This window comes from Microbacterium sp. 22303 (assembly GCF_052045265.1).
Taxonomy (GTDB): domain Bacteria; phylum Actinomycetota; class Actinomycetes; order Actinomycetales; family Microbacteriaceae; genus Microbacterium.
In genome coordinates this window covers 276,402-302,923 of record NZ_JBQEOQ010000005.1, presented here as the reverse complement: position 1 = coordinate 302,923, position 26,522 = coordinate 276,402, and the positions used below count along the sequence as shown (strand labels likewise).

At 67.7% G+C, this 26,522-nt stretch carries 25 protein-coding genes; 17 read left to right on the top strand and 8 right to left on the bottom strand.

Annotation, left to right across the window (positions count from 1 at the left end; genetic code table 11):
- Positions 1-60: 60 nt before the first annotated feature.
- From ACTJI8_RS15705 to ACTJI8_RS15695, 3 genes are all read right to left on the bottom strand, one after another.
- Positions 61-1,674, bottom strand: coding sequence for a DUF222 domain-containing protein (locus ACTJI8_RS15705; RefSeq protein ID WP_440734352.1), 1,614 nt, complete (start codon positions 1,672-1,674; stop codon positions 61-63).
- A gap of 298 nt (positions 1,675-1,972) precedes the next feature.
- The gene (locus ACTJI8_RS15700; RefSeq protein WP_440734351.1) at positions 1,973-2,542 is read right to left on the bottom strand and encodes a DUF732 domain-containing protein; all 570 of its coding nucleotides are present in this window, start codon (positions 2,540-2,542) and stop codon (positions 1,973-1,975) included.
- Positions 2,543-2,639: 97 nt separating this feature from the next.
- The gene (locus tag ACTJI8_RS15695; protein WP_440734350.1) at positions 2,640-2,978 is read right to left on the bottom strand and encodes a hypothetical protein; all 339 of its coding nucleotides are present in this window, start codon (positions 2,976-2,978) and stop codon (positions 2,640-2,642) included.
- A 164-nt stretch (positions 2,979-3,142) separates the two neighbouring features.
- Here ACTJI8_RS15695 and ACTJI8_RS15690 point away from each other — a divergent pair, with 164 nt between their 5' ends.
- The 10 genes from ACTJI8_RS15690 to ACTJI8_RS15645 all read left to right on the top strand — a co-directional run bounded on the left by ACTJI8_RS15690 (position 3,143) and on the right by ACTJI8_RS15645 (position 12,328).
- Entirely contained in the window at positions 3,143-3,730 is a 588-nt protein-coding gene (locus tag ACTJI8_RS15690; protein ID WP_440734349.1) for a prepilin-type N-terminal cleavage/methylation domain-containing protein, read from the top strand.
- 87 nt (positions 3,731-3,817) lie between these two features.
- Positions 3,818-4,249 carry a type IV pilus modification PilV family protein gene (locus tag ACTJI8_RS15685; protein ID WP_440734348.1) on the top strand — a complete coding sequence of 144 codons (432 nt, stop codon included), beginning with the start codon at positions 3,818-3,820 and terminating at the stop codon, positions 4,247-4,249.
- Positions 4,246-4,836 (top strand): PilW family protein, encoded by a 591-nt coding sequence (locus ACTJI8_RS15680; RefSeq protein WP_440734347.1) that lies wholly within the window; start codon positions 4,246-4,248, stop codon positions 4,834-4,836. The genes ACTJI8_RS15685 and ACTJI8_RS15680 overlap by 4 nt, the downstream gene beginning before the upstream one ends.
- A 65-nt stretch (positions 4,837-4,901) precedes the next feature.
- Complete coding sequence (locus ACTJI8_RS15675; RefSeq protein ID WP_440734346.1) at positions 4,902-6,548, top strand: hypothetical protein; 1,647 nt, start codon at positions 4,902-4,904, stop codon at positions 6,546-6,548.
- A gap of 5 nt (positions 6,549-6,553) precedes the next feature.
- Positions 6,554-7,423 carry a prepilin peptidase gene (locus tag ACTJI8_RS15670; RefSeq protein WP_440734437.1) on the top strand — a complete coding sequence of 290 codons (870 nt, stop codon included), beginning with the start codon at positions 6,554-6,556 and terminating at the stop codon, positions 7,421-7,423.
- Positions 7,424-7,490: 67 nt separating this feature from the next.
- Positions 7,491-8,513 (top strand): pilus assembly protein PilM, encoded by a 1,023-nt coding sequence (gene pilM, locus ACTJI8_RS15665; RefSeq protein ID WP_440734345.1) that lies wholly within the window; start codon positions 7,491-7,493, stop codon positions 8,511-8,513.
- Between the two features lie 110 nt (positions 8,514-8,623).
- Entirely contained in the window at positions 8,624-9,184 is a 561-nt protein-coding gene (locus ACTJI8_RS15660) for a hypothetical protein (protein WP_440734344.1), read from the top strand.
- A gap of 41 nt (positions 9,185-9,225) precedes the next feature.
- Entirely contained in the window at positions 9,226-9,954 is a 729-nt protein-coding gene (locus ACTJI8_RS15655; RefSeq protein WP_440734343.1) for a GspMb/PilO family protein, read from the top strand.
- The gene (locus ACTJI8_RS15650) at positions 9,951-11,090 is read left to right on the top strand and encodes a type IV pilus twitching motility protein PilT (RefSeq protein ID WP_440734342.1); all 1,140 of its coding nucleotides are present in this window, start codon (positions 9,951-9,953) and stop codon (positions 11,088-11,090) included. Before ACTJI8_RS15655 ends, ACTJI8_RS15650 begins: the two co-directional genes overlap by 4 nt.
- A complete protein-coding gene (locus ACTJI8_RS15645; RefSeq protein ID WP_440734341.1) occupies positions 11,090-12,328 on the top strand; it encodes a type II secretion system F family protein in 1,239 nt (412 codons plus the stop codon). The genes ACTJI8_RS15650 and ACTJI8_RS15645 overlap by 1 nt, the downstream gene beginning before the upstream one ends.
- A gap of 25 nt (positions 12,329-12,353) precedes the next feature.
- Here ACTJI8_RS15645 and ACTJI8_RS15640 read toward each other — a convergent pair whose 3' ends face one another.
- Positions 12,354-14,024 (bottom strand): GspE/PulE family protein, encoded by a 1,671-nt coding sequence (locus tag ACTJI8_RS15640; protein WP_440734340.1) that lies wholly within the window; start codon positions 14,022-14,024, stop codon positions 12,354-12,356.
- Positions 14,025-14,205: 181 nt separating this feature from the next.
- Here ACTJI8_RS15640 and ACTJI8_RS15635 point away from each other — a divergent pair, with 181 nt between their 5' ends.
- The 4 genes from ACTJI8_RS15635 (at position 14,206) to ACTJI8_RS15620 (ending at position 18,182) form a co-directional block, all read left to right on the top strand.
- A complete protein-coding gene (locus ACTJI8_RS15635; RefSeq protein WP_440734339.1) occupies positions 14,206-14,634 on the top strand; it encodes an SRPBCC family protein in 429 nt (142 codons plus the stop codon).
- A gap of 105 nt (positions 14,635-14,739) precedes the next feature.
- Complete coding sequence (locus ACTJI8_RS15630) at positions 14,740-16,707, top strand: M13 family metallopeptidase (protein WP_440734338.1); 1,968 nt, start codon at positions 14,740-14,742, stop codon at positions 16,705-16,707.
- Between the two features lie 123 nt (positions 16,708-16,830).
- Positions 16,831-17,223 carry a hypothetical protein gene (locus tag ACTJI8_RS15625; protein WP_440734337.1) on the top strand — a complete coding sequence of 131 codons (393 nt, stop codon included), beginning with the start codon at positions 16,831-16,833 and terminating at the stop codon, positions 17,221-17,223.
- Between the two features lie 83 nt (positions 17,224-17,306).
- A complete protein-coding gene (locus ACTJI8_RS15620) occupies positions 17,307-18,182 on the top strand; it encodes an NAD-dependent epimerase/dehydratase family protein (RefSeq protein ID WP_440734336.1) in 876 nt (291 codons plus the stop codon).
- A 106-nt stretch (positions 18,183-18,288) separates the two neighbouring features.
- Here ACTJI8_RS15620 and ACTJI8_RS15615 read toward each other — a convergent pair whose 3' ends face one another.
- Positions 18,289-19,758, bottom strand: coding sequence for a peptide MFS transporter (locus ACTJI8_RS15615; protein ID WP_440734335.1), 1,470 nt, complete (start codon positions 19,756-19,758; stop codon positions 18,289-18,291).
- Between the two features lie 159 nt (positions 19,759-19,917).
- On the opposite strand from ACTJI8_RS15615, the gene ACTJI8_RS15610 reads away from it, so the two are divergent.
- Complete coding sequence (locus ACTJI8_RS15610) at positions 19,918-21,303, top strand: glycine--tRNA ligase (RefSeq protein ID WP_440734334.1); 1,386 nt, start codon at positions 19,918-19,920, stop codon at positions 21,301-21,303.
- 354 nt (positions 21,304-21,657) lie between these two features.
- Here ACTJI8_RS15610 and ACTJI8_RS15605 read toward each other — a convergent pair whose 3' ends face one another.
- Positions 21,658-22,554, bottom strand: coding sequence for an RNA polymerase sigma-70 factor (locus tag ACTJI8_RS15605; protein ID WP_440734333.1), 897 nt, complete (start codon positions 22,552-22,554; stop codon positions 21,658-21,660).
- On the bottom strand, positions 22,551-23,147 hold the full coding sequence (locus tag ACTJI8_RS15600) for a carboxymuconolactone decarboxylase family protein (protein WP_440734332.1): 597 nt from the start codon (positions 23,145-23,147) through the stop codon (positions 22,551-22,553). The genes ACTJI8_RS15605 and ACTJI8_RS15600 overlap by 4 nt, the downstream gene beginning before the upstream one ends.
- 107 nt (positions 23,148-23,254) lie before the next feature.
- On the opposite strand from ACTJI8_RS15600, the gene ACTJI8_RS15595 reads away from it, so the two are divergent.
- The gene (locus ACTJI8_RS15595) at positions 23,255-24,070 is read left to right on the top strand and encodes a serine hydrolase domain-containing protein (RefSeq protein WP_440734331.1); all 816 of its coding nucleotides are present in this window, start codon (positions 23,255-23,257) and stop codon (positions 24,068-24,070) included.
- A gap of 21 nt (positions 24,071-24,091) precedes the next feature.
- On the opposite strand, the gene ACTJI8_RS15590 is transcribed toward ACTJI8_RS15595, so the two are convergent.
- A complete protein-coding gene (locus ACTJI8_RS15590) occupies positions 24,092-25,048 on the bottom strand; it encodes a helix-turn-helix transcriptional regulator (RefSeq protein ID WP_440734330.1) in 957 nt (318 codons plus the stop codon).
- 66 nt (positions 25,049-25,114) lie between these two features.
- Here ACTJI8_RS15590 and ACTJI8_RS15585 point away from each other — a divergent pair, with 66 nt between their 5' ends.
- The gene (locus tag ACTJI8_RS15585) at positions 25,115-26,257 is read left to right on the top strand and encodes an epoxide hydrolase family protein (RefSeq protein WP_440734329.1); all 1,143 of its coding nucleotides are present in this window, start codon (positions 25,115-25,117) and stop codon (positions 26,255-26,257) included.
- Positions 26,258-26,522 lie beyond the last annotated feature (265 nt).

Sequence of the window (26,522 nt, the reverse complement as noted above, 5' to 3'; positions counted from 1 at the left end):
GTGGTGATACATGTGTCGGATCTGGCGCCGACGGCGGCCTCAGCCGGGAGTGCTCCGGCGTCAGCCCGGCGGCGCTCCGGCGTGTGCGTCGGCGAGGATCCGATGGATGTGCTGCGGGCCTCCGCTGCGGGTGCGGGGACGATGCCAGGTGCGCGTGGGGTCCCACCAGCGCGGTCCGCGAAGCTCCGGCGCTCCATGGCGCATGCGGATCTGCCATCCGGAGACCTCGAGGGTGCGGTGGTGGTGCCAGCAGAGGGCGACCCCGTTGCTGGTGTGCGTCGCGCCGCCCTCGGCCCATTCTTGGACGTGGTGGATCTCGCACCAGGTGGCGGGGACGTGGCAACCAGGGATGAGGCATTCCCGGTCCCGCAACTGGATGGCACGGCGTTGCAGGGCGGTGAAGATCCTCGCGGTCGTGCCGATGGACACGATCTGCCCGTGCTCGTCGAACAGGACCCGTTGAATCCCGCCGGCGCACGCGGTATGCCGTGCCGCGCTGAGGGGAACGTCGTCGCCGGTGCCTTCGATGAATGCCCGGCCCACCCCGGTCGCATACGCCTCGGCGGTGACCGACACCACGAGCGTCGGTGCGGCCCCGCCCAGGTCGGGGACGGAACCGGATCCGGCGGCGGCGTGCAGGATCGCGGCGAGATTGTCGTGATTGCGTTGCGACCGCGTGCGGGTGTCGACCGGGGCGGCCGGACCGCCGGGGAACACGGGCTCGGCTGCATCTTCGTCGTCTGCGGCGAAACGGACATTCCCGGCTGTCTCATCCTGACCGTCGCCTGCGGGCGACGTCTTCTTCGGATCGGTGTCGTCGAGACCGTCACGGGGATGCGCCTCGCTGGATCCCCGCTCTGGATCATGGTCGAGCCGCCCATCGAGGTCGGGTGCGTCCGTCGCAGCGGGATTGTTGAACGCGTCGAAGAGTCGCTGCAGCGCCCCGGCGACTTCGGGCAGCAACCCGCCGTGCACCGGATGGACGCCGTTCGCGTTGAGGCGTCCGATCGTGACGCCGCGGTTGCGTTCGGCCTTCCGATCCGCCGGTTCGGCACCATCGGGGTCGAGCGCAAGCATCAATGCCCTCGCGTAGTCGGCGAGCTCGTCCGTCGACGGGACGGGCCCCGGGTTGCCGTGCTCGTCGGGCAGATCCAGGCCCCGAGCGGTGGTCGCAAGGAGCGCGTCGACCGCCGCGCGGGCGTCGTCACCGATTCGGGCACGAGCCGCCTCCACGGGACCGATCGCGGCCAGCAGTCCGGTGACCGAGAGCACGCCTTCCCGCAGCGCCTGCCCGAGCTGCTCGTAGCGGGCTGGTCCGTGCGCGCCTGAGGAGAACAGGAACTCCCTGCCCACCCCTTCCGCAGCGCGCACATATCGGCGAGCCGTGCCGACGTCGACCCGCAGCGCCCGGCGCAGCAGTTCGGTCACATCCGCGCACCCCGCCGCCGTGCTGATCGTCTTCGACGCGGCACCCACGTCGCGCTGCCGGGCGTGCACGGTCATCGTGGTGATCTGGCCATCCAGCAGGCGCTGCACCCGGCCGAACGCCTGCAGCGTCTGGATGGTCTCGCCGTCCGTCACGCGGTCGAACTGAGCGCCCATCTCCTCGGACGCGGCGACCTCCTGGAGCAGGTACTCGACCTGCTCCAGGAGCTCTCGCGTCGTGGATGCCATACCCCTATTCAACTCAGGGGTACCGACATTTGAACCGCAGATCAGACAGGATTACTGAATCTGTGGAGAACTCGTCGGGATCGCTCCCTGTGGAGGACGGAATGCCCATCGAACGCCCTGGCGAGGACGGTCGCGGGCGCCCGGACGGCATCCGCGGATGCGAGCGCGCGGCCGAACCACTGCGCGCACGCCCGCAGGTCTGCAGGGGCTGCTACGGGCTGGCGAGACGGCGCGTGCTCATTGCCGCCACCACGCAAGTGATGAGGGATGTGCTCCTCCGTTGCCGCTTCGGCCGTGCTCACTCTCCTGTGCTCGGCGCGTACAACGTGGCCAACTTCTGTGCGGCGTCCGCCTGGTCCGGGCACAGATGACGCACGGCTGCACCGGCAACGAAACCCAGGTCCTTGGGATCCATGCGGGAGAACAAGAAAAGCCCGATGAAGTCCTCCCCGCCTGCGCCTGCCCTCAGTTTGTCGCAGACGGTCGAGCCCAGCGCGACGAGTTTCGCATCGCTGACGTCAGTCTGAACGGTCGGGCGAACCGTGGCCAGGAACTCGGCTTCGTTCCTCTGAATGAGAATGTTCGGGCTCACCAAACACGTGCCGGCAACGAGCACGCTCAGAACGAGTGCGACCACGGATGTCGCCTTCGGTTCACCCCAGCGAGTCAGCCCGATGATCGCGAGCACGAACGCGGCCAGCACGAACGCTCCCGCAAGGTAGAGGACGATCGACACCCCGTTGAGGTGTGCGACAGCGGGCAGGAAGAACGACGCCGCAACCGCGATCGCGCCGAGGATCACCAGCACGAGCGCGATGAATCCGACAAGATTCCCCCGCCGCGGCAGTCGATGCGACATCACAGACATGTTCTCTCCCCAGTGACATTTTCTAATCGTGCCTGCGAGCACGGTGGGCTCGCGAGGTTCTGTCGTGGTGGTGCCGGTCGTGTCGGGTGGCGGAAGCTCAGTGCCCGTCCGGGGCCCAATCGCGAGGACCCGGCTGCCGCGGTCCCGGATCCACGAAGCCAGTGCGATCCAGGCGGCCGACGTTGCCGACCCGACCGGAGAATGGCCGCGGTGTCTGCGGTGCCGGATGCGGCACGATGCCGTGGCGTGCGGCCGATCTCACGGCACGATCGAGGCGACGTTTCGCGCGCTCGGCGCGACGGATCCGACGCGCCGGGGAGTCGCGAACGATCGCGTTGACAATGACGAAGACGGCGAGCGTGACCAGCGCGCCGAGCACTGCCCCGGCGTACAGATACCCAGCTTCGGTCGTGCGGAGAACTCCCCAGAAGTCCATGGGGAGCACCTTAGCGGTAGTCCGGCGGGCGCACACCATGGAGGTCGGCTGTGCCTCGTGGGGCTCCGGAGCCCCGCTACGTCTCGGTATCCCGAAATAGCGGTTTCGACATTTTGCTTGCGCGAGGAGCGGGATGGGTCCATCCTGATCCCAGGATGTGAGCTATGGGACAGCTCTCGTCCGTATCTGGGGACCGGAACCATCCGGAGCTTGTTGGTTTGGCGCAGGGGACGCGCCGGTTCACAGAGTGCGTTTTACCTGAAAACGACTCTCTGAAATGGGGACATGCAATGCTCACTATTCGTCGCGCCATCGACGCGAAAATCGCGGCCCGCGAAAAGGGCGAAGAAGAGGCCGGATTCTCTCTCATCGAGTTGATCATCGTCGTGGTGATCATCGGAATCCTGGTCGCGATTGCAATTCCGCTGTTCGGCTTCATCCAGAAGACTTCGGTCGATGGTGCGACGCAGTCCAGCACAAAGAATGCGTCGACGACCGCGGTGGCTGACTTCGCATCTGCGGCGAGCGCTGCGGCGGGCGCTACGAAGGCGAACGCCGATCTGGGGACCATGCAGAGCGGCAACTTGACATTGAAGTTGGAGACGTCGGGAACCGCGGGTCTGGGCGACTCGAGTTCTGCGGCATCAATCTGTGTTTCGGGCTTTAACACCGATGGCCAGAAGTACATCCTGGCTAGTTCCGCCTTCTTCTCAGGTCCTGGAGCGAAATCCGACGGCACCGGTTGCCGGTGAAGCTCGGAACTTCACACGTCCGGGACCGGTGCCTGAATCGGTCCCGGGCGTGTGTTGCGCTCCGACCTAGATAGGGGAGGAAGGGCGATGCGTGATCAATCTGCTGCCCTTGACGACGGCTTCGGCCTCGTCGAACTCATCATCGCGATGTTCCTTCTCGCGATCATCACGATCGCGCTGGTTCCTGCCCTTTACAACGGGATCGTCTACTCCTCGCAACAGTCCACAACAGCGACCGCGACCAGGGCACTCAACGGTCTTGTCGAACAGGCGAGAAATTCGCCGAATTGTGCCGCCGTCACCACCACAGCGGCGACCCACAGCTACGCGGATGGCGTAGGCAAGACCATCTCGACTTCGGGTTCTTCGGCAGTTGCACCGCAGTCCCCCACCTTTAGCGATTCGACCGGTGCGAGCGTCGCGTGCGGGCCCGGGACTCTCGCCACGCTGATCCTGACGGCGAAAGACTCCAGTGGACGTCTTCTGGCCACGGTCACAGCAAAGGTCTACCTACCATGAACAGTCCGAACGGCCGCGATGACGACGGGTTCTCGCTGGTTGAGCTCATCTTCTTCGTGCTGATCCTCGGTTTGATCACCACCGGGATCGCGGTGCTGTTCTTCAACACGTGGAAGGCGCAGGCGAGCGTCAGTGACCAAGTCGATGCCACGGAACGTGGGCAACTCGTTGCCTCACAGATCGAGCGCGCGATGCGAGATGGCATTGCGTTTTCGGTCTCTTCTGGATCGACGCTCATGGTCGCGACGTCTTCAACCTCCAACGTGTGCGTGGGCTTCACTTTCGTCGACGGAAATGCGACGCCTCCGGGTGCCGCCAATCTCGCCATAACCTCTGGGGCATCGCTAAGCGCCGCTTCGTGGTCGACATGGCAATCCGGCATCGTTGCGCACCCTCTCGGCGGTGGCGGGTTTGATCCGTTCTTTTCACTGGTTGGTCCCAACAGGATCCGATACTCATTCGACGTCAAAAGCGTGAACGGGCCGACCGTGCATTTCGAGGGAACTGGTTACCTTCGCAGCGCCTCGGGCCCCACGGACCCGAACTGGGGGATCCGCCCGGGCGGGGGTGCGCAGACATGCTTCTGATTCATGACCTAGCCCAGCGCTGGAGGAGTCGTCGCGGAGATGACGAGGGCGTTGCACTCGTGCTCGTGGTGTTCGTGATGCTCGTGGGCGCCATCGCCACTGCAGTTATTGCGGCAGCCGTATTCTTCGTTATCAACGGAAACGCAGCGAACAAGAGCAGCACTCAGTCATACGTCGCCGCGGAGTCCGGGCGCGATGTGGCTCTGAGCACGATCGTCGCAGGTATCAAGGCCGGCAGTGGTACTTTGGCTTGCACCAGTGGTATTGCAGTCACGCCGGACAGCAGCACAGCGCACGGGTACACGGCGACGATCCGATGGGCCACGTCCACGAACCCGCCCCGCGCGTGGTCCTCCATCGCGAGTGGTGCCGATTCTTACTCGGTTTGCCCGAGCCCTTCGTCGACTGCCGTCGTGATTCATGCCGTCGGTACCGCGAACGGTCAGACGAGCACGATCGACTCCGCATATGCCTGGTCGATCTCACCAGACACCCGACCCGCGGGAACTTTGGCTTATTTCGACACCCAGTTCACAGCCACAAAATCTACCTATCAAGGCGACCTGGTGATTCGTGGTTCCGGCAACTACCAGTGCAACAACGGAGCAGGCAATGAGATCCAGGGAGATCTCTGGGTGACCAACGCAAGCGTCGATGTCACCGGTGACTGCTTTGTGACGGGTAGCATCTTCGCTGCCGGATACGTCAACGTCAGTAACAAGAATCTGCATGTCGGTGGAAGCATCATCACGCAGACAGGCGACATCAGCTTGACTGCCGGCAATGTCATTATCGGCGGGCAGATCTATGCGGGCCGTAATGTCGTTCTGACCAAGACGGGCAAGGTGGGACACGCCGGGACTGCCGCAGAATGCGGTGCGCTCTCGCCACCGTCACCAACAGGCTGTCTCATCGGCGGAACGATCAAAGCAGTTGGCAACGTGACTTCGCCCATACCGGCCGGATGGACCAAGTACGACGGCACGGCCGTGGCCGGCCAGGGTGGGCAGCCGACACCGACGATCACGCCGACGCTCCAAGCGGTGCATGACGCCACAGCCTGGCTTGAACTGGACGCGTCGAAGAACTTGGCGCAGAGCTCGGTGACCTATCCCAACGCAGCCGTGCCGAACGTCTGCAGCGGCTCGGCGTTGGCGGGCATCCTCGGCGCTGCGGGCACCCGGGCTTACATCGACATGAGCGGATGCGTTTCAGGCACGGCAGTCACCGTGCAGCCCAATACCGCGAGCGTCATGAGAGACGCGCTCATCTACGTGCCGCCGACGACCAAGATGAATCTCAACCTGAGCAACAACCTTTCCAATGGGAATCCCTCTCTTAACAGCGGCGCCGGACCCGAGTTGCTCATCATCCACGGCGACGCGAACATCGCTGACACTCAACCGACGTGCCGGGCCGACGGCAGCACCCCAGCCGACAGCATCAGCGTCGCAGGAACGATCTCGGTGCGGACCATGATGTACAGCGCCTGCGGCATCAACAACACCATCGCCCTGACGATGACGGGGCAGATCTACGCCGGCGTGAACGGTGTGCACCTCAATGGAGGAACGTTCACCTGTGCGCCGATGGGATGGGACCCCTCGTTCAAGAACCTGGCGTGTGGCGTCACTGGCAACGGCGGAATATTCGACCCCAGTAAGACGACTCAGGCGGTTGGCACTACTGTGTCCGCACAGAGCGAGCAGTGATCGTGATGACCGCCTTCCTGCTCACCACTGCCGGCGTGTTCGGTCTTCTCATCGGATCCTTCCTCAACGTCGTCGCCTACCGCGTGCCCGCGGGGATCTCGTTGATGAGGGAGAGCCGGTGTCCGGAATGCGATGCACCTATCCGGTGGTGGCAGAACGTGCCCGTGCTCTCGTGGGTGGTGCTGCGGGGCAAGTGCGCGAACTGCGCTGCTGCGATCAGCGGGCGGTATGCGATCGTCGAGGCGCTCACGGGTGTGGTGTTCGTTGCGGTGACATGGCGGGCCCTTCGTCTCGCTGCGCTCGCTCAGGGCTCGGGGGCGGGCGGGTCCAGGATGGGGGCTTTCACGGATCCGGTGTTCTGGATCGTGCTCGTCGCCTTTCTCTACTTCGCGGCCGTGTCGATCGCACTGACGCTGATCGATCTCGACACGAAGCGACTGCCGAATGCGATCGTGCTGCCGAGCATCGCCGTCGGGATCGCGTTGCTCGGCCTAGCTGCGGCGGTGGGCGCTTCGACAGGCTCAGCGACCAGCTGGGGGACGTTCCTCCGGGCGCTGGCCGGCGGGGCAATCCTCTACGCCTTCTACTTCATCGTGCGGGTGATCAGCCCGCGGGGAATGGGCGGCGGCGATGTGAAGCTCGCAGGCCTCGTCGGTCTCTATCTCGGGTGGGTCGGTTGGGTGACGCTCGCCGTCGGCGCCTTCGCGGCTTTCGTGTTCGGCGGACTCTTCGGCATCGGGTTGATCCTGCTCCGCCGAGCGAAACGCAAGACGGCGATCCCGTTCGGGCCGTGGATGATCGCGGGCGCCTGGGCTGGGATCGCAGTGGGTGAGCCGGTGGGGCGCTGGTATGTCGGAATGCTGGGACTGAGCTGAATCTGCCTTGGGGGCAGGCGCAGCACTGGGGACTTGGGGAGAGAACATGGCGAGATCGCATGTCGGTGTGGAGATCACCGAAGAGAGCGTGCGCGCGGTAGAGGTGTCGGTCGAGCGTCAACCGCAGGTGGTCGCATACGGCGAGGTCGCGTTGCCGCCCGACGCCGCACACGATTCCGAGGTGCTCGACCAGGGCGCCGTTGCCACCGCGATCCACGAGCTGTGGAGCATCGCGAGGATCCGAGCCAAGTCAGCGACGTTGGGCATAGCCAATCGACGTGTGCTCGTGCGTGAGCACACGACGACAGTGATGGCACCGGAACTGCTGCGGCAGGCGCTTCCGTTCCAGGTGCAGGATCTGCTGCCCGTGCCGGTGGCGCAGGCGGTACTCGACTACTACCCGATCTCGCAGCAGGGCGACCAGCTGCATGGCCTCCTCGTGGCTGCTGTCTCCTCGACGGTCGAAGACATGATCGCCGCGTTCTCCCGGGCCAAGATCCGCATCGACGGCGTCGACCTCGCTGCGTTCGGCCTGGCCCGCGCAGCCTCTCACGTTGCACCGGAAGGCACTGTTGCGGCGATTCATGTCGGCGACCACACCACGCAGATCGTGATCCTGCGAAACGGCATCCCTGACTTCGTGCGGATCACGCCCGTCGATCTGGATACGCTCGCGGTGCGCCGTCGCAACGCCCGGATCGCTCCCGAAGACGGCACATTCGTCGCAGCCCGAGTGGATCCCACCCGCATCGCCGCCGAGGAGCTGGTTGGCGCTGCGGGCATTGTCCCGATGGGGGCGCTGCGCTCCGACGCCGTCAACAGACCCGCCGCGGAGGTGATCGGACGCATCCGCAGCACGCTTGCCTTCTATCTGAACAGGGAAAGCGCCCCACAGATTGATCAGGTGCTGATGACCGGTGCCGGGATCGCCGTCGACGGTGTTGCTCAGGGGGTCGCCAGTGCGATCGACGCCCCAGTGCGCACCGTCGTATTGCACGATGTGCTGCCGCTTCAAGGGGCTGGCCCGACTGGCGATCTGGCACTGGACCTCGTTGGCACTGTCGGGATCGCCCTCGGAAAGGACCGCTGATGGCTCGTATCATCGCCGCGACCCCCGGGGGTCCGCCCCGGGTCGATCTCCTCCCGCGCTCGGAGGTCGAGCGCCGCGAACGCGACGCTCTCAGTCGCACGTGGGTGCGCGTGGGCGTACTCGCGATTCTGCTTGCCGTCGTACTCATCGCCGCGGCTTTCGCCGTGAATCTGCTCGCGCAACAGAGACTCGCCGCCGAGCAAGATCGATCGAATCAACTGGTCGGGCAGATTGCCGGCCTTTCCGACGTCAGCAATGCGCTGAAGACCGAGGCGGATCTCACCAAGTTCCGAGCTGATGCACTGGGCGCAGACCTGTCGTGGACCGCGATCTTGGACCGTATCCGGGGCACTTTGCCCGCGGATACGAACCTCGTCGGCTTCGAACTCACGGCCGGTGCCGCCCCGGCGGCAGGTGACGACGGGAAAGCCGATGAGAAGGCCGCGAAGACCGCGGTCGGACTTACCGGGACCCTCACGCTGGACAGCGGCACCGCGCTCGATCTCGGCGCCTATGTGCGGAGTCTGCGGAACGTCGAGGGCGTGCTCACCGCCGACGCCAACTCCACCACATCAGGTTCGACGGCGGCCGGCCGATTCACCTACAAGGTGGACATCACCTTCGATCAGACGGTCTACTCCGGCAGCTACACCAAGGCGGTGGAGAAGTGACCAAATCGCTCATCAACCTCATCGGTGCTCTCATCACTGCCGTGATCGTCGTGCTCGCGGTGGTCTTCGGGGTCCTACCGCTGCTCGGCCAGGCGTTCACCGCCTTTGGCGACGCTGCTCAGGCAGGCGCCACCAACACGGCCTACGAGGCACAGATCGCGGCCCTGCAGAAGCAGAAGGCGCGCAAGGGCGAGATCGACGCGGCGGTCCAAGATCTGCGCGCTCAGATTCCGGCGGTGCCCGATCTCGATCGCGCGTTCGACGTCATCGCCGGATCGGCGCAGACCTCCGGCGTCGTGATCACGACTATCGCTCGGGAGGACCTCGCGCCGTACACACCGCGCACCGCGCCGGTGCCCGCGGGGCCCGCCTCGGCTGCGGCGGCCAAGGCGCAGACGGCTCCGAAGCCAACGCCCCAGTCCACGAGCTCGTCGGATCCGGTGGCGCAAGCGAACAACACCGCCGCGCAAGCGGGGGGCGCCGCCGATCAGACGTCGCAAGCGGCAGGCGCGAACGGCGCCGGCTCCGCCGGTGCCAACGGCTCGGCGAGCGTCGCAGGTGATGTGCGGCAGCAGATACCGCTCACCGTCACGGCCACCGCTGCCGACATGACCGCCGTGCAGACGTTCCTGGACGGGCTGCGCGGATCCGGACGTCTTCTGGGCGTTGACAAGGTGACGGTTCAGGGCGGCAACGGCAATCTCACCGTCAATCTCGCCCTGCTCGCGTTCGTTGCGCCCGCCAGTGGTGGGACGGGAGTATCGAAGTGAGCGCCGCAGAGCTCACCGCCATCCTCGCGATCGGCGCCCGCGCCGGAGCCAGCGATGTGCACGTGACCGCCGGTCACCCACCGCTCATGCGCGTCGACGGCGACTTGATCGCCGTGCCGAGGCATGAAGGGGCCCTCGGCCACGACTGGGTCGAACAGGCCGCGTACGACCTGATGAACGACGCACAGCGCGAGGAGTTCGCCACCCGTCACGAAGTCGACCTTGCGCACGCCGCGGAATCCATCGGGCGCTTCCGCGTCAACGTGTTCCGCCAGTTGGGCGACATCGCGATGGCGCTGCGGTACATCCCCGACCGCGTATTCACCCTCGAGGAGCTGGGCGCCCCGGCGATCGCACGCGACCTTGCTCTGCGCCCTCGCGGCCTCGTGCTGCTCACCGGTCCGACAGGATCCGGAAAGTCCACGACCCTCACCGCGATGGTCGACATCGTCAACAACACCCGGCCTGTGCACGTCGTGACCATCGAGGACCCGATCGAGTTCCATCACACCAGCAACCGCGCGCTCATCCATCAGCGCGAAGTCGGATCCGACACGGCCTCGTTCGCCGAGGCGCTGCGCCGGGTGCTGCGGCAGGACCCCGATGTGATCCTGGTCGGCGAGCTGCGCGATCCGGAGTCGATCTCCACCGCCCTGTCCGCCGCCGAGACCGGCCACCTCGTGCTCTCCACCCTGCACACGCAGGGCGCGGCGAAGTCGGTGAACCGCATCGTCGACGTGTTCCCCGCCGATCAGCAGCATCAGATCCGCACCCAGCTCGGCGACACGCTGCAGGGCATCATCAGCCAGACGCTGCTGCCGCGTGCGCAGACCGCGGGCCGCACGATCGCGACCGAGGTGCTCATCAACACCCCGGCTGTCGCCAACCTGATCCGCGAGGGGCAGGTGTCGCAGCTGTATTCGACGATGCAGGCGGGGCAGGCGTTCGGCATGCACACCCTGGACCAGGATCTGCGTCGACTCGTCGCCGACGGACTCATCGCCCAGCACGTGGCGCGGTCCTTCGCGGTCGACCCACGTTCTCTCGACGGTGTCCACATCAAGCCCGCCGAGATCGATGCCGAATCGTGGTCCGCCTACGCAGGCGGTTCGCAGCTCGAGGAATGGGGATCCTGATGGCCGGCGCGCAGGAGTACGAGTATCAGGCAATCGATGTGGCAACCGCCCGCACCGTCAAGGGATCGATGGACGCGTCCAGCGACAGTGCGGTCGCCGCCAAGCTGCGGGCGCAGGGCCTCACCCCGCTGCATGTGGCACCGGTCGCGAAGACCGGGCTGCATCGCGAGATCGCGCTGCCATCACTGCGTAGAGGCGTCTCGGCGAAGACTCTCGCGATCTTCTCCCGGCAGATGGCGGCCCTGATCAACGCCGGCTTGCCGCTGTTGCGCACCCTCACCGTGCTCGCCGAACAGGCCGATGACAAGAAGCTGCAACAGGTGCTCACTGTTGTGCAGACCGACGTTGAGTCGGGATCCTCGCTCTCCGCGTCGATGGCCCGGCACCCGCAGGTGTTCCCGCCGCTCATGGTGTCGATCATCCGCGTGGGGGAGACGGGCGGTTTCTTGGGCAAGGCACTGACGTCGATCGCCGAGACGTACCAGAAGCAGGCCGACCTGCACTCGAAGATCCGGGCCGCCACGACGTATCCGCTCGTCGTGCTCATCATTGCGATTCTTGGTGTCACGGCGATGCTGATCTTCGTCGTGCCCGTGTTCAAGAACATGTTCGAGGGCCTCGGCAAGGGCCTGCCGCTGCCGACGCAGATCCTGGTCACCGTCTCCGAGAACATGAAGTGGATCGCGCCCGCAGTCGCGGTGCTCGCGATCATCGTGTGGATCTGGTGGGCCCGCAACCGCTACACGGACGCGTACCGCAAGGTCGTGGATCCGTTCCTGCTGAAGCTGCCGATCTTCGGCAAGCTGCTGACCAAGATGGCCGTGGCGCGCTTCACCCGCAATCTGTCGATGATGCTGGACGCCGGCGTACCGATCATCCAGGCGCTGTCGATCGTGGGCCAGGCGTCGAACAACTGGAAGATCGAGCAGACGGTGCGAGACATCCAGGAGTCGATCCGCGGCGGGCGCTCGTTCGCCGCGCCGCTGGCCGCGGCCGAGGTGTTCCCGCCCATGGTGTCCCAGATGGTCGCGGTCGGTGAGGAATCGGGCACGCTCGCCGAGATGCTCGCCAGCATCGCCGACTTCTACGAGGACGAGGTCGAGACCGCCACCGAGCAGCTGTCGTCGCTGATCGAACCCGTGCTGATCGTCGGCCTCGGCGTCGTCATCGGCGGCATGGTGATCTCGCTCTACCTGCCGATCTTCACGCTGTACGGTGACCTGGCCAAGCAGCACTGAACGGGCTCGGTGCGCGCCTCCGGCGTCACACCGAGACGCGCAGCACCTCTTCGATCGTGGTGATGCCCTGGGCGACCTTGGCCCAGCCATCGTCGCGCAGCGGGATCATGCCCTGCTCCAAGGCGATCTCGCGCAGCTCGCCGCCGGTCGCGCGGCCCACGAGCGCCTGCTCGATGCGGTCGGTGACCTCCATCGCCTCGTGCAGCGCGACCCGGCCGCGGTAGCCGGTGCTGGAGCACGCCGTGCACCCCACCGCGCGGAACACGGTGGCGTCGTCGATGAGCTCGACCGGCATGCCGACGGCCTCGAGCATCGCCCGGTCGTCGTCGATCGGCAGGCGGCACTTCGTGCACAGCCGCCGCGCGAGCCGCTGTGCGATCACCGCGCTCAGCGCCGTCGCCACGAGGAACGGCTCGGTGCCGATCTCCACCAGCCGGGTGAGCGCGCTCGGAGCGTCGTTGGTGTGCAGGGTCGACAGCACGAGGTGACCGGTCAGCGCCGCCTCGATCGAGATCGCCGCCGTCTCGCGGTCGCGGATCTCACCGACCAGCACCACATCCGGGTCGGCGCGCAGGATCGACCGCAGCGCGGTCGCGAACGTGAGGCCGGCCCGCGGGTTCACCTGGATCTGGTTGATGTCGGGGATCCGGTACTCGACGGGATCCTCGACCGTGATCACGTTCACGCGCGGGTTCGCGACCGCCCGCAGCGCCGTGTACAGCGTCGTGGACTTGCCGGATCCGGTCGGGCCCGTCACCAGCACCATGCCGTGCGGACGCGAGATCGCCTGCGTGAAGCGCTCGGCGTTGGTGTCGGAGAACAGCAGATCCGACATCAGCATCACCTGGCCGCTGTTGTCGAGGATGCGCATCACGATCTTCTCGCCCCACACCGTCGGCAGCGTCGCCACGCGCAGGTCGACGCTGCGGCCCTCGTGCAGCACCGAGATGCGCCCGTCCTGCGGCACCCGCTTCTCGGCGATGTCGATCGACGACATGATCTTCAGGCGCGAGATGACGCCGTCCTGGATGCTGCGGTCGGCGCGCTGCATCTCGTGCAGCACACCGTCGATGCGGAACCGCACCGTGAGCCGATGCTCGCCCGGCTCGATGTGGATGTCGCTCGCGCGGTCGTTGATCGCCTGCGTGATGAGCAGGTTCACGAACCGCACCACGGGCGCGTCCGCGTCCTGATCGTCGAGCTGCTCCGTGAAGACGATGTGCGAGGAGGATCCGGATGCCTCGCCGATCTGCTCGGACAGATCGGTGAGCTCCTCATCCGAGCGCAGGAACCGCTCGAACGCCTGGTTCAGCGCCTCGCCGGTGACCACGACCGGGCTCACCCGCAGATCCGTGATGCTGGCGACGTCGTCGAGGGCGATGATGTCGGTCGGATCCAGCATCGCCACCGTCAGCTGGTCGCGGTACTGCCGCAGCGGCAGCAGCCGGTAGCGCCGGCACATCACCCCGGGCACGAGCGAGATGACCTCCGGATCCAGCGGATACGAGCCGAGATCGACGTACGGCGTGCTCGTCGCCACCGAGACGGCCTCGGCCAGCTGCACCTCGTTCACCAGGCCGTGCCGCAGCAGATAGTCGGGCAGGGCGTCTCCGTCGCCCACCGCCGACATCGCGGAGTTCACGTCTTCGGCGCGCGCAGCGCCGGTCAGCACGAGCATCTGCCCCAGACCACGCATGGGATCCCCATCCCGCAGCGCCCCAAACGCCGCTCTTGTGCTCATCCTAGGGCCGCACGGGCTCGAGCGGGAGGGCGATATTCCGGTCGGCAGCCCGACGCGGCCTCCGCGTGCGATCGCGCGTCCGGAATCTCTCGCTCCGGTCCTGTACCGCCGGCCGACGGAGCACGATACTGGGCACATGCCTTCCGCATCGCGGACGATCGAGATCGCCGCTCCCATCGAGACCGTGTTCGGGTTCTTCGCCGATCCGAGCAACGACCCGACCTGGCGCCCAGCCGTCAAGGAGATGCGGGCCGAGGGCGCGCCCGGCGTGGGCGCGACCGTGCATCAGGTGATCGCGGGCCCGGGCGGACGATCGATCGACGCCGATCTCCGGATCACGGAGTACTCCGCGCCCAGCCGTTACGCGTTCGCCACGATCGCCGGCCCGGTGCGCCCCCTCGGCAGCTACACCTTCGCCGAGGTGCCGAGCGGCACCCTCGTCACGTTCGAGCTGTCGGTCGAGCTGAGCGGCCTCAAGAAGCTGCTCATGAGCGGGCCGGTGCAGAAGAGCATGGACGGCGAGATGGCCGCGTTCGACAAGGCGAAGGCGCTCCTGGAATCCTGACGGGGACACCGGATCCGGCAGCACTCCCCGCAGTCCGCGACCAGCGAACAGCCGGGGCACGGATCCGCTCTCCTCTTGTCGGGGCGTCCGCATAGGCTGGGCCTCATGACCGACGTTCTTCCCTCCGGGCTCGCCACCGGCGACTTCGACCCCGCGATCCGCCCTCAGGACGACCTCTACCGGCACGTGAACCACACGTTCCTCTCCACCACGGAGATCCCCGCCGACAAGGCGCGCTGGGGATCCTTCCACCTCCTCGCCGACCAGTCCGAGAAGGACGTGCGCGCGATCATCGAGGAGTCCCAGGGGGCCGAGCCCGGCACCGAGGCGCGCAAGATCGGCGACCTGTACGCGAGCTTCATGGACACCGAGCGCATCGCCGCGCTCGGCATCGCTCCGCTGACCGAGCCTCTCGCCGCCGTCGACGCGATCATCACGATCGACGAGTTCCTGGCGACGGTCGGATCCTTCGACCGCCAGGGCATCGCCGCACTGATCGGCGTGTTCGTGGAGCCGGATCCGGGCAACCCCGAGCGCTACGTGCCGTTCGTGGTGCAGGCCGGCATCTCGCTGCCCGACGAGAGCTACTACCGCCTGGACAGCTTCGAGGGCACCCGCGCCGCCTACCGCGCCCACCTGGAGCGGATCCTGGCCCTCGCCGGCGTCGCGGACGCCGCAGGGCAGGCCGACCGCGCCTTCGCGCTCGAGCACGACATCGCCGGGCACCACTGGGACAACGTGGAGAGCCGCGACGCGGTCAAGACGTACAACCTGAAGAGCTGGGACGAGTTCCAGACTCTCGTCGGCGTGGACCTCGCCTCGTGGCGCGACGCCGTCGCGGGCCCGGCCGGAGCCGACGCGTTCGCCGAGGCCGTCGTCTACCAGCCGAGCTTCTTCGAGGGACTCGGATCCCTGCTCACCGCAGAGCGCCTGGACGACTGGAAGGCCTGGCTGCGGGCCAAGGTCGTGCACGGTCTCGCCGCCTACCTCACCGACGACATCGTGCAGGAGAACTTCTCGTTCTACGGCACCGAGCTGACCGGCGTCCCCACGATCCGCGAGCGCTGGAAGCGCGGCGTCTCGCTCGTCGAGGGCGCGCTCGGCGACGCGGTCGGCAAGGTCTACGTCGAGCGGCACTATCCGCCGGCGGCCGAGGCGGCCATGAACGAGCTCATCGGCAACCTGCTCGAGGCGTACCGCCAGTCGATCACGACGCTCGAATGGATGAGCCCGGAGACCCGGGAGAAGGCGCTCGCGAAGCTCGACACGTTCACGCCCAAGATCGGGCACCCCAAGGTGTGGCGCGACTACTCGACCGTGACGGTCGATGCCGGCGACCTGATCGGCAACGCCGGTCGCGCCGCGCAGTTCGAGCACGATCGCACGATCGGCAAGGTGGGCAAGCCCATCGACCGCGACGAGTGGTTCATGCCGCCGCAGATGGTGAACGCGTACTACAACCCGCTGATGAACGAGATCGTGTTCCCGGCCGCGATCCTGCAGTACCCGTTCTTCGACGCCTCCCGCGATGCAGCGGCCAACTACGGCGGGATCGGATCCGTCATCGGCCACGAGATCGGGCACGGCTTCGACGACCAGGGCAGCCGCTACGACGGCGACGGCAAGCTGCAGGACTGGTGGACGGACGAGGACCGCGCCGCGTTCGAGGAGCGCACGAAGTCGCTCATCGCGCAGTACGACGCGCTCGTGCCGGAGGGGCTGAGCGCCGAGCACCACGTGAACGGCGCCCTCACGATCGGTGAGAACATCGGCGACCTGGGCGGGTTGGGCATCGCGCTGAAGGCGTACGAGATCGCGCTCGGCGGCGAGGAGGCGCCCGTCATCGACGGCCTGACCGGCGTGCAGCGCCTGCTGCTGTCGTGGGCCCAGGTGTGGCAGCAGAAGAGCCGCGAGGCCGAGACGATCCGCCTGCTGACCATCGACCCGCACTCGCCCAACGAGTTCCGCTGCAATCAGATCCTGCGGAACATCGACGCCTTCTACGAGGCGTTCGACGTGACCGAGTCGGACAAGCTCTGGCTCGCCCCCGAGGAGCGCGTCACGATCTGGTGACTCTCGGTCGTTGAGCGAGCCGAAGGCGAGACGAAACGCGGTGCCCTACGGGGTGCCGCGTTTCGTCTCGCTTCGCTCGCTCAACGACCCTGGTGGGAGCACCCGCCGGGTTAGGCTCGCCCAATGATCCCCGCAGACTGGACCCCGCATCGCCGCGAGGACGGCGAACTCCTGGGCTGGATCCGCCCCGAGGGCGCCGACTGGCTCGCCGTCGACGTGCTCGGGCGCGAGGTCACCGGCGAGATCGACTGGCTCGACGCCGAGGCGGCGCTCGAGGAGCACGGGATCCGCTGGCTCGCGGATCCGTGGATCCTGGAGGGCGAGGGACCGGAGCCGCTGCGGGTGCAGATCGTGGAGGTCGTGCCGGAGGGCGACGGCCGGATCACGGTCAAGGTCGACGACTTCGGCGACATGCAGCGTCCGCCCACGCAGCGTTACACGCTGGCGTGGCCGCTTCCGGCGCGCCTGCGCCCGCTCGGCCCCGACGATCCGGACGGGCGCACGATCACCCGCTGACCGGCACGCCATTCCGTACCGGAACGGATCCGACGCGCCGCGGACGGGAATACGCCCCTGCATGCGACGCGTTCGCGAAAGGCATGAAGGTTCTTCTCACCGGTGCGACCGGATACATCGGCACTTCCGTCCTCGACCGTCTGCTCGCGGAGGGGCACGCGGTCACCGCCCTGGTCCGCGATGCGGAGAAGGCACGCGCCGTAGAAGAGGCGGGCGCGACGGCCCTGGTCGGCGATGTCACCGACGCGACGCTCATCGCAGAGGCGGCAGATGAGGTCGACGGCGTCATCCACACGGCCTCCACGCCAGAGGGCGACGCGGCGTTCATCGACGCCGTGCTCGGTGCGTTCGAAGGCACCGGCAAGCCGGTCGTGCACACCGGCGGCATCTGGAGCTACGGCTCCTCGGACGACATCACCGAGGACACGGCCCTCGACCGGCCCGCCCTCACGGCCTGGCGTGGAGCGGGAGAGGCCCGCGTCCTGGGCGCGGCCGGCGTCCGCGGGACCGTCGTCGCGCCCGCGACGGTGTACGGCCGCGGTGGCGGACTGGTGCGGCTGCTCACCGACGAGACCGACGGCGGAGTGCTCCTGATCGGCGACGGCAGCCAGCACTGGACCACGGTCGACGTCGACGACCTGGCCGCGCTGTACGTGCTCGCGCTCGAGAAGGGCGGCCGGGGCGAGACGTACATCGGGGCGTCCGGGCAGAACCCGACCGTGCGCGAGCTCGGCGAGGCGATCGCCGCCGGTTACGGCGTGACGGAGGGCGTCCGCGCCGAGAGCGTCACGGAGACCCGTGAGCGTCTGGGCGAGGCCTTCGCCGATGCGCTCCTGCTCGACGAGCAGGCCACCGGAGCGAAGGCCCGGGCCGAGCTCGGATGGGCGCCGACCGCGCGCCCGCTCGTCGCGCAGCTCGCCGAGGGCGAGTATCTCGGCGAGAGCGTCTCCGCCCGCTGAGCACGAAGGCCGGGGCCGGGCGCGAAGCACGAAGGCGGGGCCGGGCGCTGATCGCCCGGCCCCGCCTTTCGTCTCCCTGCGCCCGCTCAGAGCCCATGCTTCCCGGTCAGCGCACGCCCTTCATGAGCGCGAGCACGGGCTTGACCGACACCAGCAGCCCGATCCCGACGATGATCGCGATCGCGCCGAGGATCGAGAAGTACGGCACCTCGTTGTGCGGGTCGTAGAACTGCACGAGCCAGCCCGAGATCGCGGTGCCCAGCGACACGGACAGGAAGAACAGCGCGACCATCTGCGTGTGGAACGCGGCCGGCGCCAGCTTCGTGGCCGCGGACAGGCCGATCGGCGACAGCAGCAGCTCGGCGACCGTGAAGACGAACAGGATCCCGATGATCGCCAGCAGCGGGGTCGAGTTCGCAGCGCCCCCGGCGAACGGCAGGAACAGCAGGAACGCGGCACCCATGACGATCGCACCCAGCGCGAACTTCACCGGCGTCGACGGCTGGCGGGCGCCGAGCTTCGTCCAGATCGCGGCGAACACGCCGGACAGCACGATGATGAAGACCGGGTTGATCGACTGCACCCACGACACCGGCATCTCCCAGCCGAACAGGTCGCGGTTCAGGCGCTCGTCCGAGTACACCGTCAGCACGGTGAACTGCTGCTGGTACAGCGACCAGAACGCCACGCTCGTGATGAACAGCGGCAGGAACCCCCACACGCGTGAGCGCTCGGTCGCATCGATGCGGCGGCTCGTGAGGATCACCGCGAAGTAGGCGATCGCGGCGACGGTGGCCGCGATGATCACCATGGTCGACAGGTTGTCCGCGCGGATCACGCCGACGAGCACGACCACGACGATGAGCAGGACCGCGGCGATCGCGACGATCACGGCCGTCAGATAGCGGTTGCGCGGCAGCGGGTTCGCGATGCGCCTGGCCTCGGCATGCAGCCCGCGGCGTCCGAACGAGTACTGCACCAGGCCGGCGGCCATGCCGATAGCGGCGAGGCCGAAGCCGAAGTGGAAGCCCAGCGTCGACTGCAGCAGACCGGTGAGGATCGGTCCGAAGAATCCGCCGAGGTTGATGCCCAGGTAGAAGAGCGAGAAGCCGGCGTCGCGCCGCGGGTCGTCGGCCGCGTAGAGGGTGCCGACCACGGAGGTGGCGTTGGCCTTGAGGCCTCCGGATCCGATCGCCACGAGCACCAGACCCATGCCCACGCCCACGACGCCCGGCAGCAGTGCCAGGGCGATGTGGCCTGCCATGATCACGATCGCGCTGAAGAACAGCGTGCGCTCGGATCCGAGGATGCGATCGGCGACCCAGGCGCCGAGGATCGTGGCCAGATAGACGGATCCACCGTAGGCGCCGACGATGCCGCCGGCGATGCCCTTGTCGAGGCCGAGCCCTCCGTCGGTGACGGAGTAGTACAGGTAGATGAGCAGGATCCCCTGCATGCCGTAGAAGCTGAACCGCTCCCACATCTCCACCCCGAACAGGTGGGCGAGGGCCCACGGCTGCCCGAAGAACCGGGTGTCGTGGTCGCCGTGCTTCTCGGTCTCCTGTGCGGTGCTCATCATTCCAGGGTAAGCCGCGACGACCGGGGGCCTCGAAAGACCAGGGTCAGCGCACCGCCCCGAGCATGAACCCCGCGTCGAGGAGAAGAGGTCCCGGATAGGATTGAGTCGCGCCTCTTCGTGCGCATTCCCCGCATCATCGCGACCATTGGAGCCACCGTGGCCGAACAGTCCCGTCTTGACAAGGTCATCGCCCTCGCCCGCCACCGCGGGTTCGTGTTCCAGGCGGGTGAGATCTACGGGGGCTCGCGCTCGGCCTGGGACTACGGCCCCCTCGGCACCGAGCTCAAGGAGAACATCCGCCGGCAGTGGTGGCAGACGTTCGTGCGCGGCCGCGGCGACATGGTGGGCCTGGACTCCTCGATCATCCTGCCCAAGCGGGTGTGGGAGGCCTCGGGCCACGTCGCGACGTTCACGGATCCGCTCGTCGAGTGCCTCCAGTGCCACAAGCGCTTCCGCGCCGACACCCTCATCGAGGACTTCGAGGCCCGCAAGGGGCGCACCGCCGAGAACGGCCTGGCCGACGTGCCCTGCCCCAACTGCGGTACCAAGGGCCAGTACACCGAGCCCAAGGCGTTCTCGGGTCTCGTGAAGACCTACCTCGGCGTGGTCGACGACGAGTCCGGCGTGTACTTCCTGCGCCCGGAGACCGCGCAGGGCATCTTCGTGAACTTCTCGAACGTGCTCACCGCCTCGCGCAAGAAGCCGCCGTTCGGCATCGGCCAGGTGGGCAAGGCGTTCCGCAACGAGATCACGCCCGGCAACTTCATCTTCCGCACGCGCGAGTTCGAGCAGATGGAGATCGAGTACTTCGTTCCGCCGGCCGAGGCGCAGGAGTGGTTCGAGCACTGGGTGAAGGAGTGCTGGGACTGGTTCATCGACCTCGGGATCAACCCCGAGAACATGCGCCAGTTCGACGTGCCGGAGGACGACCGCGCGCACTACTCCGCCGGCACCATCGACGTCGAGTACCGCTTCGGCTTCGCGGGCAAGGAGTGGGGCGAGCTCATGGGCGTCGCCAACCGCACCGACTTCGACCTGACCAACCACAGCGAGACCTCCGGATCCTCGCTCACCTACTTCGACCAGGCCTCGGGCGAGAAGTACACCCCCTACGTGATCGAGCCCTCGTTCGGCCTGACCCGCTCGATGATGGCGTTCCTCGTGGACGCCTATGTCGAGGAAGAGGTGCCGAACGCCAAGGGCGGAACCGACGTGCGCACCGTGCTGAAGCTCGACCCGCGCCTCGCGCCGGTCAAGGTCGCGGTGCTGCCGCTCAGCCGCAACGAGCGCCTCTCGCCGCTGGCCCGTGAGGTCGCCGACAAGCTCCGCGGGCACTGGGCGATCGACTTCGACGACGCCGGTGCGATCGGCCGCCGCTACCGCCGTCAGGACGAGATCGGCACCCCGTTCTGCGTCACGATCGACTTCGACTCCCTCGAGGACGACGCGGTGACCGTCCGCGACCGCGACACGATGGCGCAGGAGCGCGTGCCGCTCGCCGAGCTCGACACTTATCTGTCGGAGCGCCTCAAGGGCGCCTGACCGGGCATGACGAAGGGCCGCGATTCACCGGGTGAATCGCGGCCCTTTCGCCGTCTCAGCGTCGGGCGCTCAGAAGTCTTCGCCCTCGGCCTGTGAGGGGTGCTTCTCGAACCAGACGGGGCGGCCGATGTGCAGCAGCGCGTCGGAGTCGAACAGTTCGGGGTCGCGTTCCATGGAGGTGCTCCTTGTGGACAGGGGTGGCTTGGATCCAGTTTCCGGTGCATTCGGCCGCCCTTCTGGGCGATCTGCCGTGAAAGAACCACGGATCCTTCGCAATGTGCAAGGAACGAGGCGTGGCGGATGGCCGCAGGGCTCCGGCCTCGCGCTGTGGCAGGTCAGGGGGCTGCACCGGGATCAGCGGGCGAGCGGCGCCTCGGCGTCCAGCCCGGAGAGCTTGCCCGGGTTGGCGACCGAGAAGACCTGCGTGATGCGGCCCTCCTCGACCGTGAAGCTCACCGCCGCGAGTAGCTCGCCGCCGACCTGGATCCCCGCGGCGAGCATGCCGTTCACCCGCAGCGGGATCACCGTGAAGGCCGTGTCGAGCTTGGCGATGCTGCCCTGCAGGAACGCCACGACGCGGTCGGCGCCGTGCAGCGGTCGCCGTGCCGCGTGCCGCACGAGCCCGCCGCTGTCCGTGACCGACACCACGTCGGGCGCGAGCACATCCATGAGCCCCTGCACGTCGCCGGAGTTCATCACCGCGATGAAGCGCTGCACCGCGAGATCGTGCTCGGAGGCGTCGACCGCGACGCGCGGGCGCCGGGCGGCCACGTGGTCGCGGGCGCGGTGCGCGATCTGCCGCACCGCTGCCGGGGTCTTGCCCACTGCGTCGGCGATCTCGTCGAACGGCACGTCGAACACCTCGCGCAGCACGAACACCGCGCGCTCGGTCGGGCCCAGCGTCTCGAGCACCGTGAGCATCGCGACCGACACGCTCTCGGCGAGCACCACGTCCTCGGCCACGTCGGCGGTCGTCAGCAACGGCTCCGGCAGCCACGGGCCCACGTACTCCTCGCGCCGGCGGGACGCCGTCCGCAGCAGGTTCAGGGACTGCCGGGTCACGGTGCGCACCAGATAGGCGCGGGGATCGCGCACGTCGTCGCGATCGGCCGACGCCCAGCGCAGCCACGACTCCTGCAGGACGTCCTCGGCGTCAGCGGCGGATCCGAGGATCTCGTACGCGACCGTGAACAGCAGGCCGCGGTGCGTGACGAACGGATCCTCGGGCGCCGGCCGGCTCACGTCGCTCATGCGGGCGACGTTACGCGGGTCTCGGCCTGCGTCGCCAGCGGCGCGAGCCCGCAGGCGTCCGCGAAGCCGTCCGAGTGGATCCCGAGCGCGATGTTCGCGCGAGCGGTCGCGTTGAGGTAGCCGACCTTCGCGGCGAGCTCGAGCAGCGCCGGGGCGCCCAGCTCCGCGAGCAGCTCGTCGGAGAGCTCGTCGGTGACGGCGGGTGGCGTCAAGCTCATCGCCTCGGCGTACTCCATCACGAGCCGCTCCCTGTGCGTGAACCGGGTGGACTCGCGCCAGATCGGCACCTCGCGGGCCTTGTCCTCGTCGAGCCCGTGGTCGTGCGCCATGAAGTAGTGCAGGTCGAGGCAGAAGCTGCAGCCGACGGTCGCGGCCGCCGTCATGGTGGCCAGTGTCGACAGGCTCTTGTCGAGCTCGTGCCACTTCTCGGTCTTGCGTCCGAAGTTCATCATGTCGGTGAACACCGGGCGGTGATGCCAGAGCACCCCGATCGAGTCGGGCACCCGGCCGAACATCCTCTTCGTGGCGAACTTCACCACGGCGCCGTACAGTCCGGTCACCTCGGTCGCGGGGACGCGGGTCTGGGTCGTCATGATCTGCTCCTTCTGCGGCGCGCTTCTCGCGCCTTCGACATGGAGACACCGCCCGGGGCGGATGTGTGACATCCGGATCCGAATTGGTCCCATGGGACGATGGATCCGTGGACACGACGACCTTCGCAGCGACCGACGGCTTCTCGCATACCGCGCTGGTCGGCGTCACAGGCCCCGAGCGGACGCTCGCCGTTCAGGGGGATCCGCAGGCCGTCCTGCCGCTCGCCTCGGTGACCAAGCCGCTGACCGCTTGGGGCGTGTTCGTCGCGATCGAGCGCGGGCTGGTCGATCTGGACGAGCCGGCGGGGCCCGCAGGAGCGACGGTGCTGAACCTGCTCGACCACACCAGCGGACTGCCCATGGAGGGGGAGGCGCCGTTGAAGGCCCCCGGTGAGCGGCGCATCTACTCGAATGCCGGCTTCGACGCGCTCGCCGCGCACGTCGCCGACGCCGTCGGCATGGACTTCGCGGACTGGATGCTGCGGGAGGTCACGCTGCCGCTCGGCATGGGGCGCACGGATGTCACCGGACGGCCGTCGGCGGGGGCGTCGGCCTCGATCGAGGATCTGCTCATCTTCGGACGCGAGGTGCTCCGCCCGACGCTCATCCCGGCGGCGCTGCGCGACCTCGCCCTCACCGTCTCGCACCCCGGCCTGCGCGGGATCGTGCCCGGCTACGGGGCGTATCCCGACAACCAGTGGGGACTCGGCTTCGAGCTCAAGGACTCCAAGTCGCCGCATTGGATGAGCGACACCCTGCCGCCCGAGACGGCCGGCCACTTCGGCGCGCTCGGCAGCTTCCTGTTCATCGACCGCTCGCGGGACCTCGCTGCCGCGTTCCTCTCCGGCGTCCCGTTCGGCGAGGAGCACAAGCGGATCTGGCCCGCACTGACCGAGGAGATCGTCACGCGCTACGGACGCTGATCCGAGCTCGAGGTCGAGTCCTCAGGAACCCGCGACGGCGCGCGCATACCTCTCCGACAGCACCTGGAGTCGCGGGATCAGCTCCGGCGGGGACTCGACGGTGAAGTCCATCATCAGCATCCCGATGTACGCCGCCACGGTGTCGAGACTGTCGGCGCCGGTGACCAGCACGCAGTGGTCGGCGTCGATCGGCTCGACGACGCCGACCGTCGGATTGATCCGGTCGAGCACGGCCTGCGCCGGCGCATCGATCCGCAGCCGGGCGTGCACCGCCCATCCGCTCGCGGCGATCGTGCGCATCGCGAACGCCGTGTAGTCGCCGCCCGGCAACGGCTGCGGGTCGAACCTGCGGCGGGTCGGCATGCGGAGCGACATCCAGTCCACCCGGTAGGTGTGCCACTCATCGGTGACGGGATCACGCGCGACCAGGTGCCATCGCCGCTGCCAGCTGAGCAGGCGGTACGGCTCGACGAGCACGGGAGAGTCCTGGTAATCGAAGCGCAGCCACTCGACGTCGCGGATCGCGGCCGCGGCGGCGGCCAGCACGGAGGGATCCACTTCCGGATCGGGGGCGTCGGTGCCGACGTTCTCCTGGCCGCGGTCGATCGTCGAGCCGAGGGCGTCGACGAGCGGCCGCAGGCGGGACGGCAGCACCTGCTCGATCTTGGCGAGGGCCCTGGCGCCGGACTCCTCGACGCCGGTCACGCCCGCAGCCATCTGCAGGCCCACGGTCACTGCGACCGCCTCCTCGTCGTCCAGCAGCAGCGGCGGCAGTTGCCCGCCGGATCCGAGACGGTATCCGCCTACGGATCCGCGCACGGCGTCCACAGGGTAGCCGAGGTCTCGGAGGCGCTCGATGTCGGCGCGCACGGTCCGCGGACTCACGTCGAGCCGGGCGGCGAGCTCGGCCCCGGTGCGGCCGGAGCCCGTCTGCAGCAGCGAGAGCAGGGCGAGCAGGCGGGCAGACGGGCTTGTCATCGGATCCTCGAAGAAGTTCTTTCATTAGGAACGAATACAGCCTAATGGGCTTCTACCGTGGAACACATGAACACCACCGCATCCCTCGCCCTCCGCCCCTTCACCGTCTCCGTCACCGACGCCGAGGTCGCCGATCTGCAGGACCGGCTGGCCCGCACCCGCCTGCCGCAGCCGGCACCCTCCGACGACTGGACCACCGGCACCCCCAACGGCTACCTGCGCGAGGCGCTCGCCGCCTGGCGCGCCTTCGACTGGCGCGCCGCCGAGGCCCGCATCAACGCCTTTCCGCACTTCGTCGCCGAGATCGACGGCCAGGACATCCACTTCATCCACGTCCGCTCGTCCCACGAAGGTGCGACGCCGCTGCTGCTGGCGCACACCTATCCCGGATCCTCCGTCGATTACCTCGACGTGATCGACCGCCTCGTCGACCCCGTGGCATACGGCGGCCGCGCGGAGGACGCCTTCGACGTCGTCGTCCCCGATGCGCCGGGATACGGCTTCTCCCAGCCCGTGACCGACGCCGGATGGACGATGGCCCGCGTCGCCAGGGCCTACGACCAGCTCATGCGGGGACTCGGCTACGAGAACTACGGCGTGCACGGATCCGACAACGGCGCGATGGTCGCACGCGAGCTCGGACTGCTGAACCCGGAAGGCTTCCTCGGTCTGCACGTGCTGCAGCTGTTCTCGTTCCCCTCCGGCGACCCGAGCGAGTTCGAGCGCCTCGAGCCGGCCGACTACGCCGGGCTCGAGCACATGCAGTGGTTCCAGTCGGTCGGCGGCTACAACACGATGAACGCCTCACGCCCGCAGACGGTCGCGGTCGGCCTCAGCGACTCCCCGATCGGACTGCTGGCGTACAGCGAGCTGTTCAACAGCTTCGGCAACGGCACCTCGCTCGTACCGCTGGAGAAGATCCTGCTCGAGGTCAGCGTGAACTGGTTCGCGAACGCCGCGGCGGGCATGAGCCGCAGCTACTTCGAGAACGCGCAGGCCCAGGCCGAGCCGCAGGTCAACCACGCGCGCACCGGCGTCGCCGTCTTCAAGGACGACTTCCAGACGATCCGCGTCTTCGCCGAGCGCGACAACGACAACATCGTGCACTGGAGCCGCTTCGACGAGGGCGGCCACTTCGCCGCTCTGGAGCGCCCCGACCTGCTCGCCGGCGACGTCCGCGCCTTCTTCGCGGGGATCCGCGAGGCCTGAGCGGCTGGCTGAGTGCGGAGTCCGCGGTCCGGAATGCCGGGCGGCGGGCTCCGCTGCGGTCCGGGTCGGAGAAGGAAGACGCCGCTCGTCGCGTCCGGGCGGCGGCGTTTTCCTTCTTTGGGGGACGGCGCAGAGCGGCGCCACCCTGCCCGTCATCGTGTTGCGGGCGGCTGCCCCTCGTCCGAGGTGAGCGGAGTAGCCTCGGACCCGGGCCGGCTCCGACATCGGTATCCGTCCCTCATTCCACCCGCACTGCGAAGGAGAT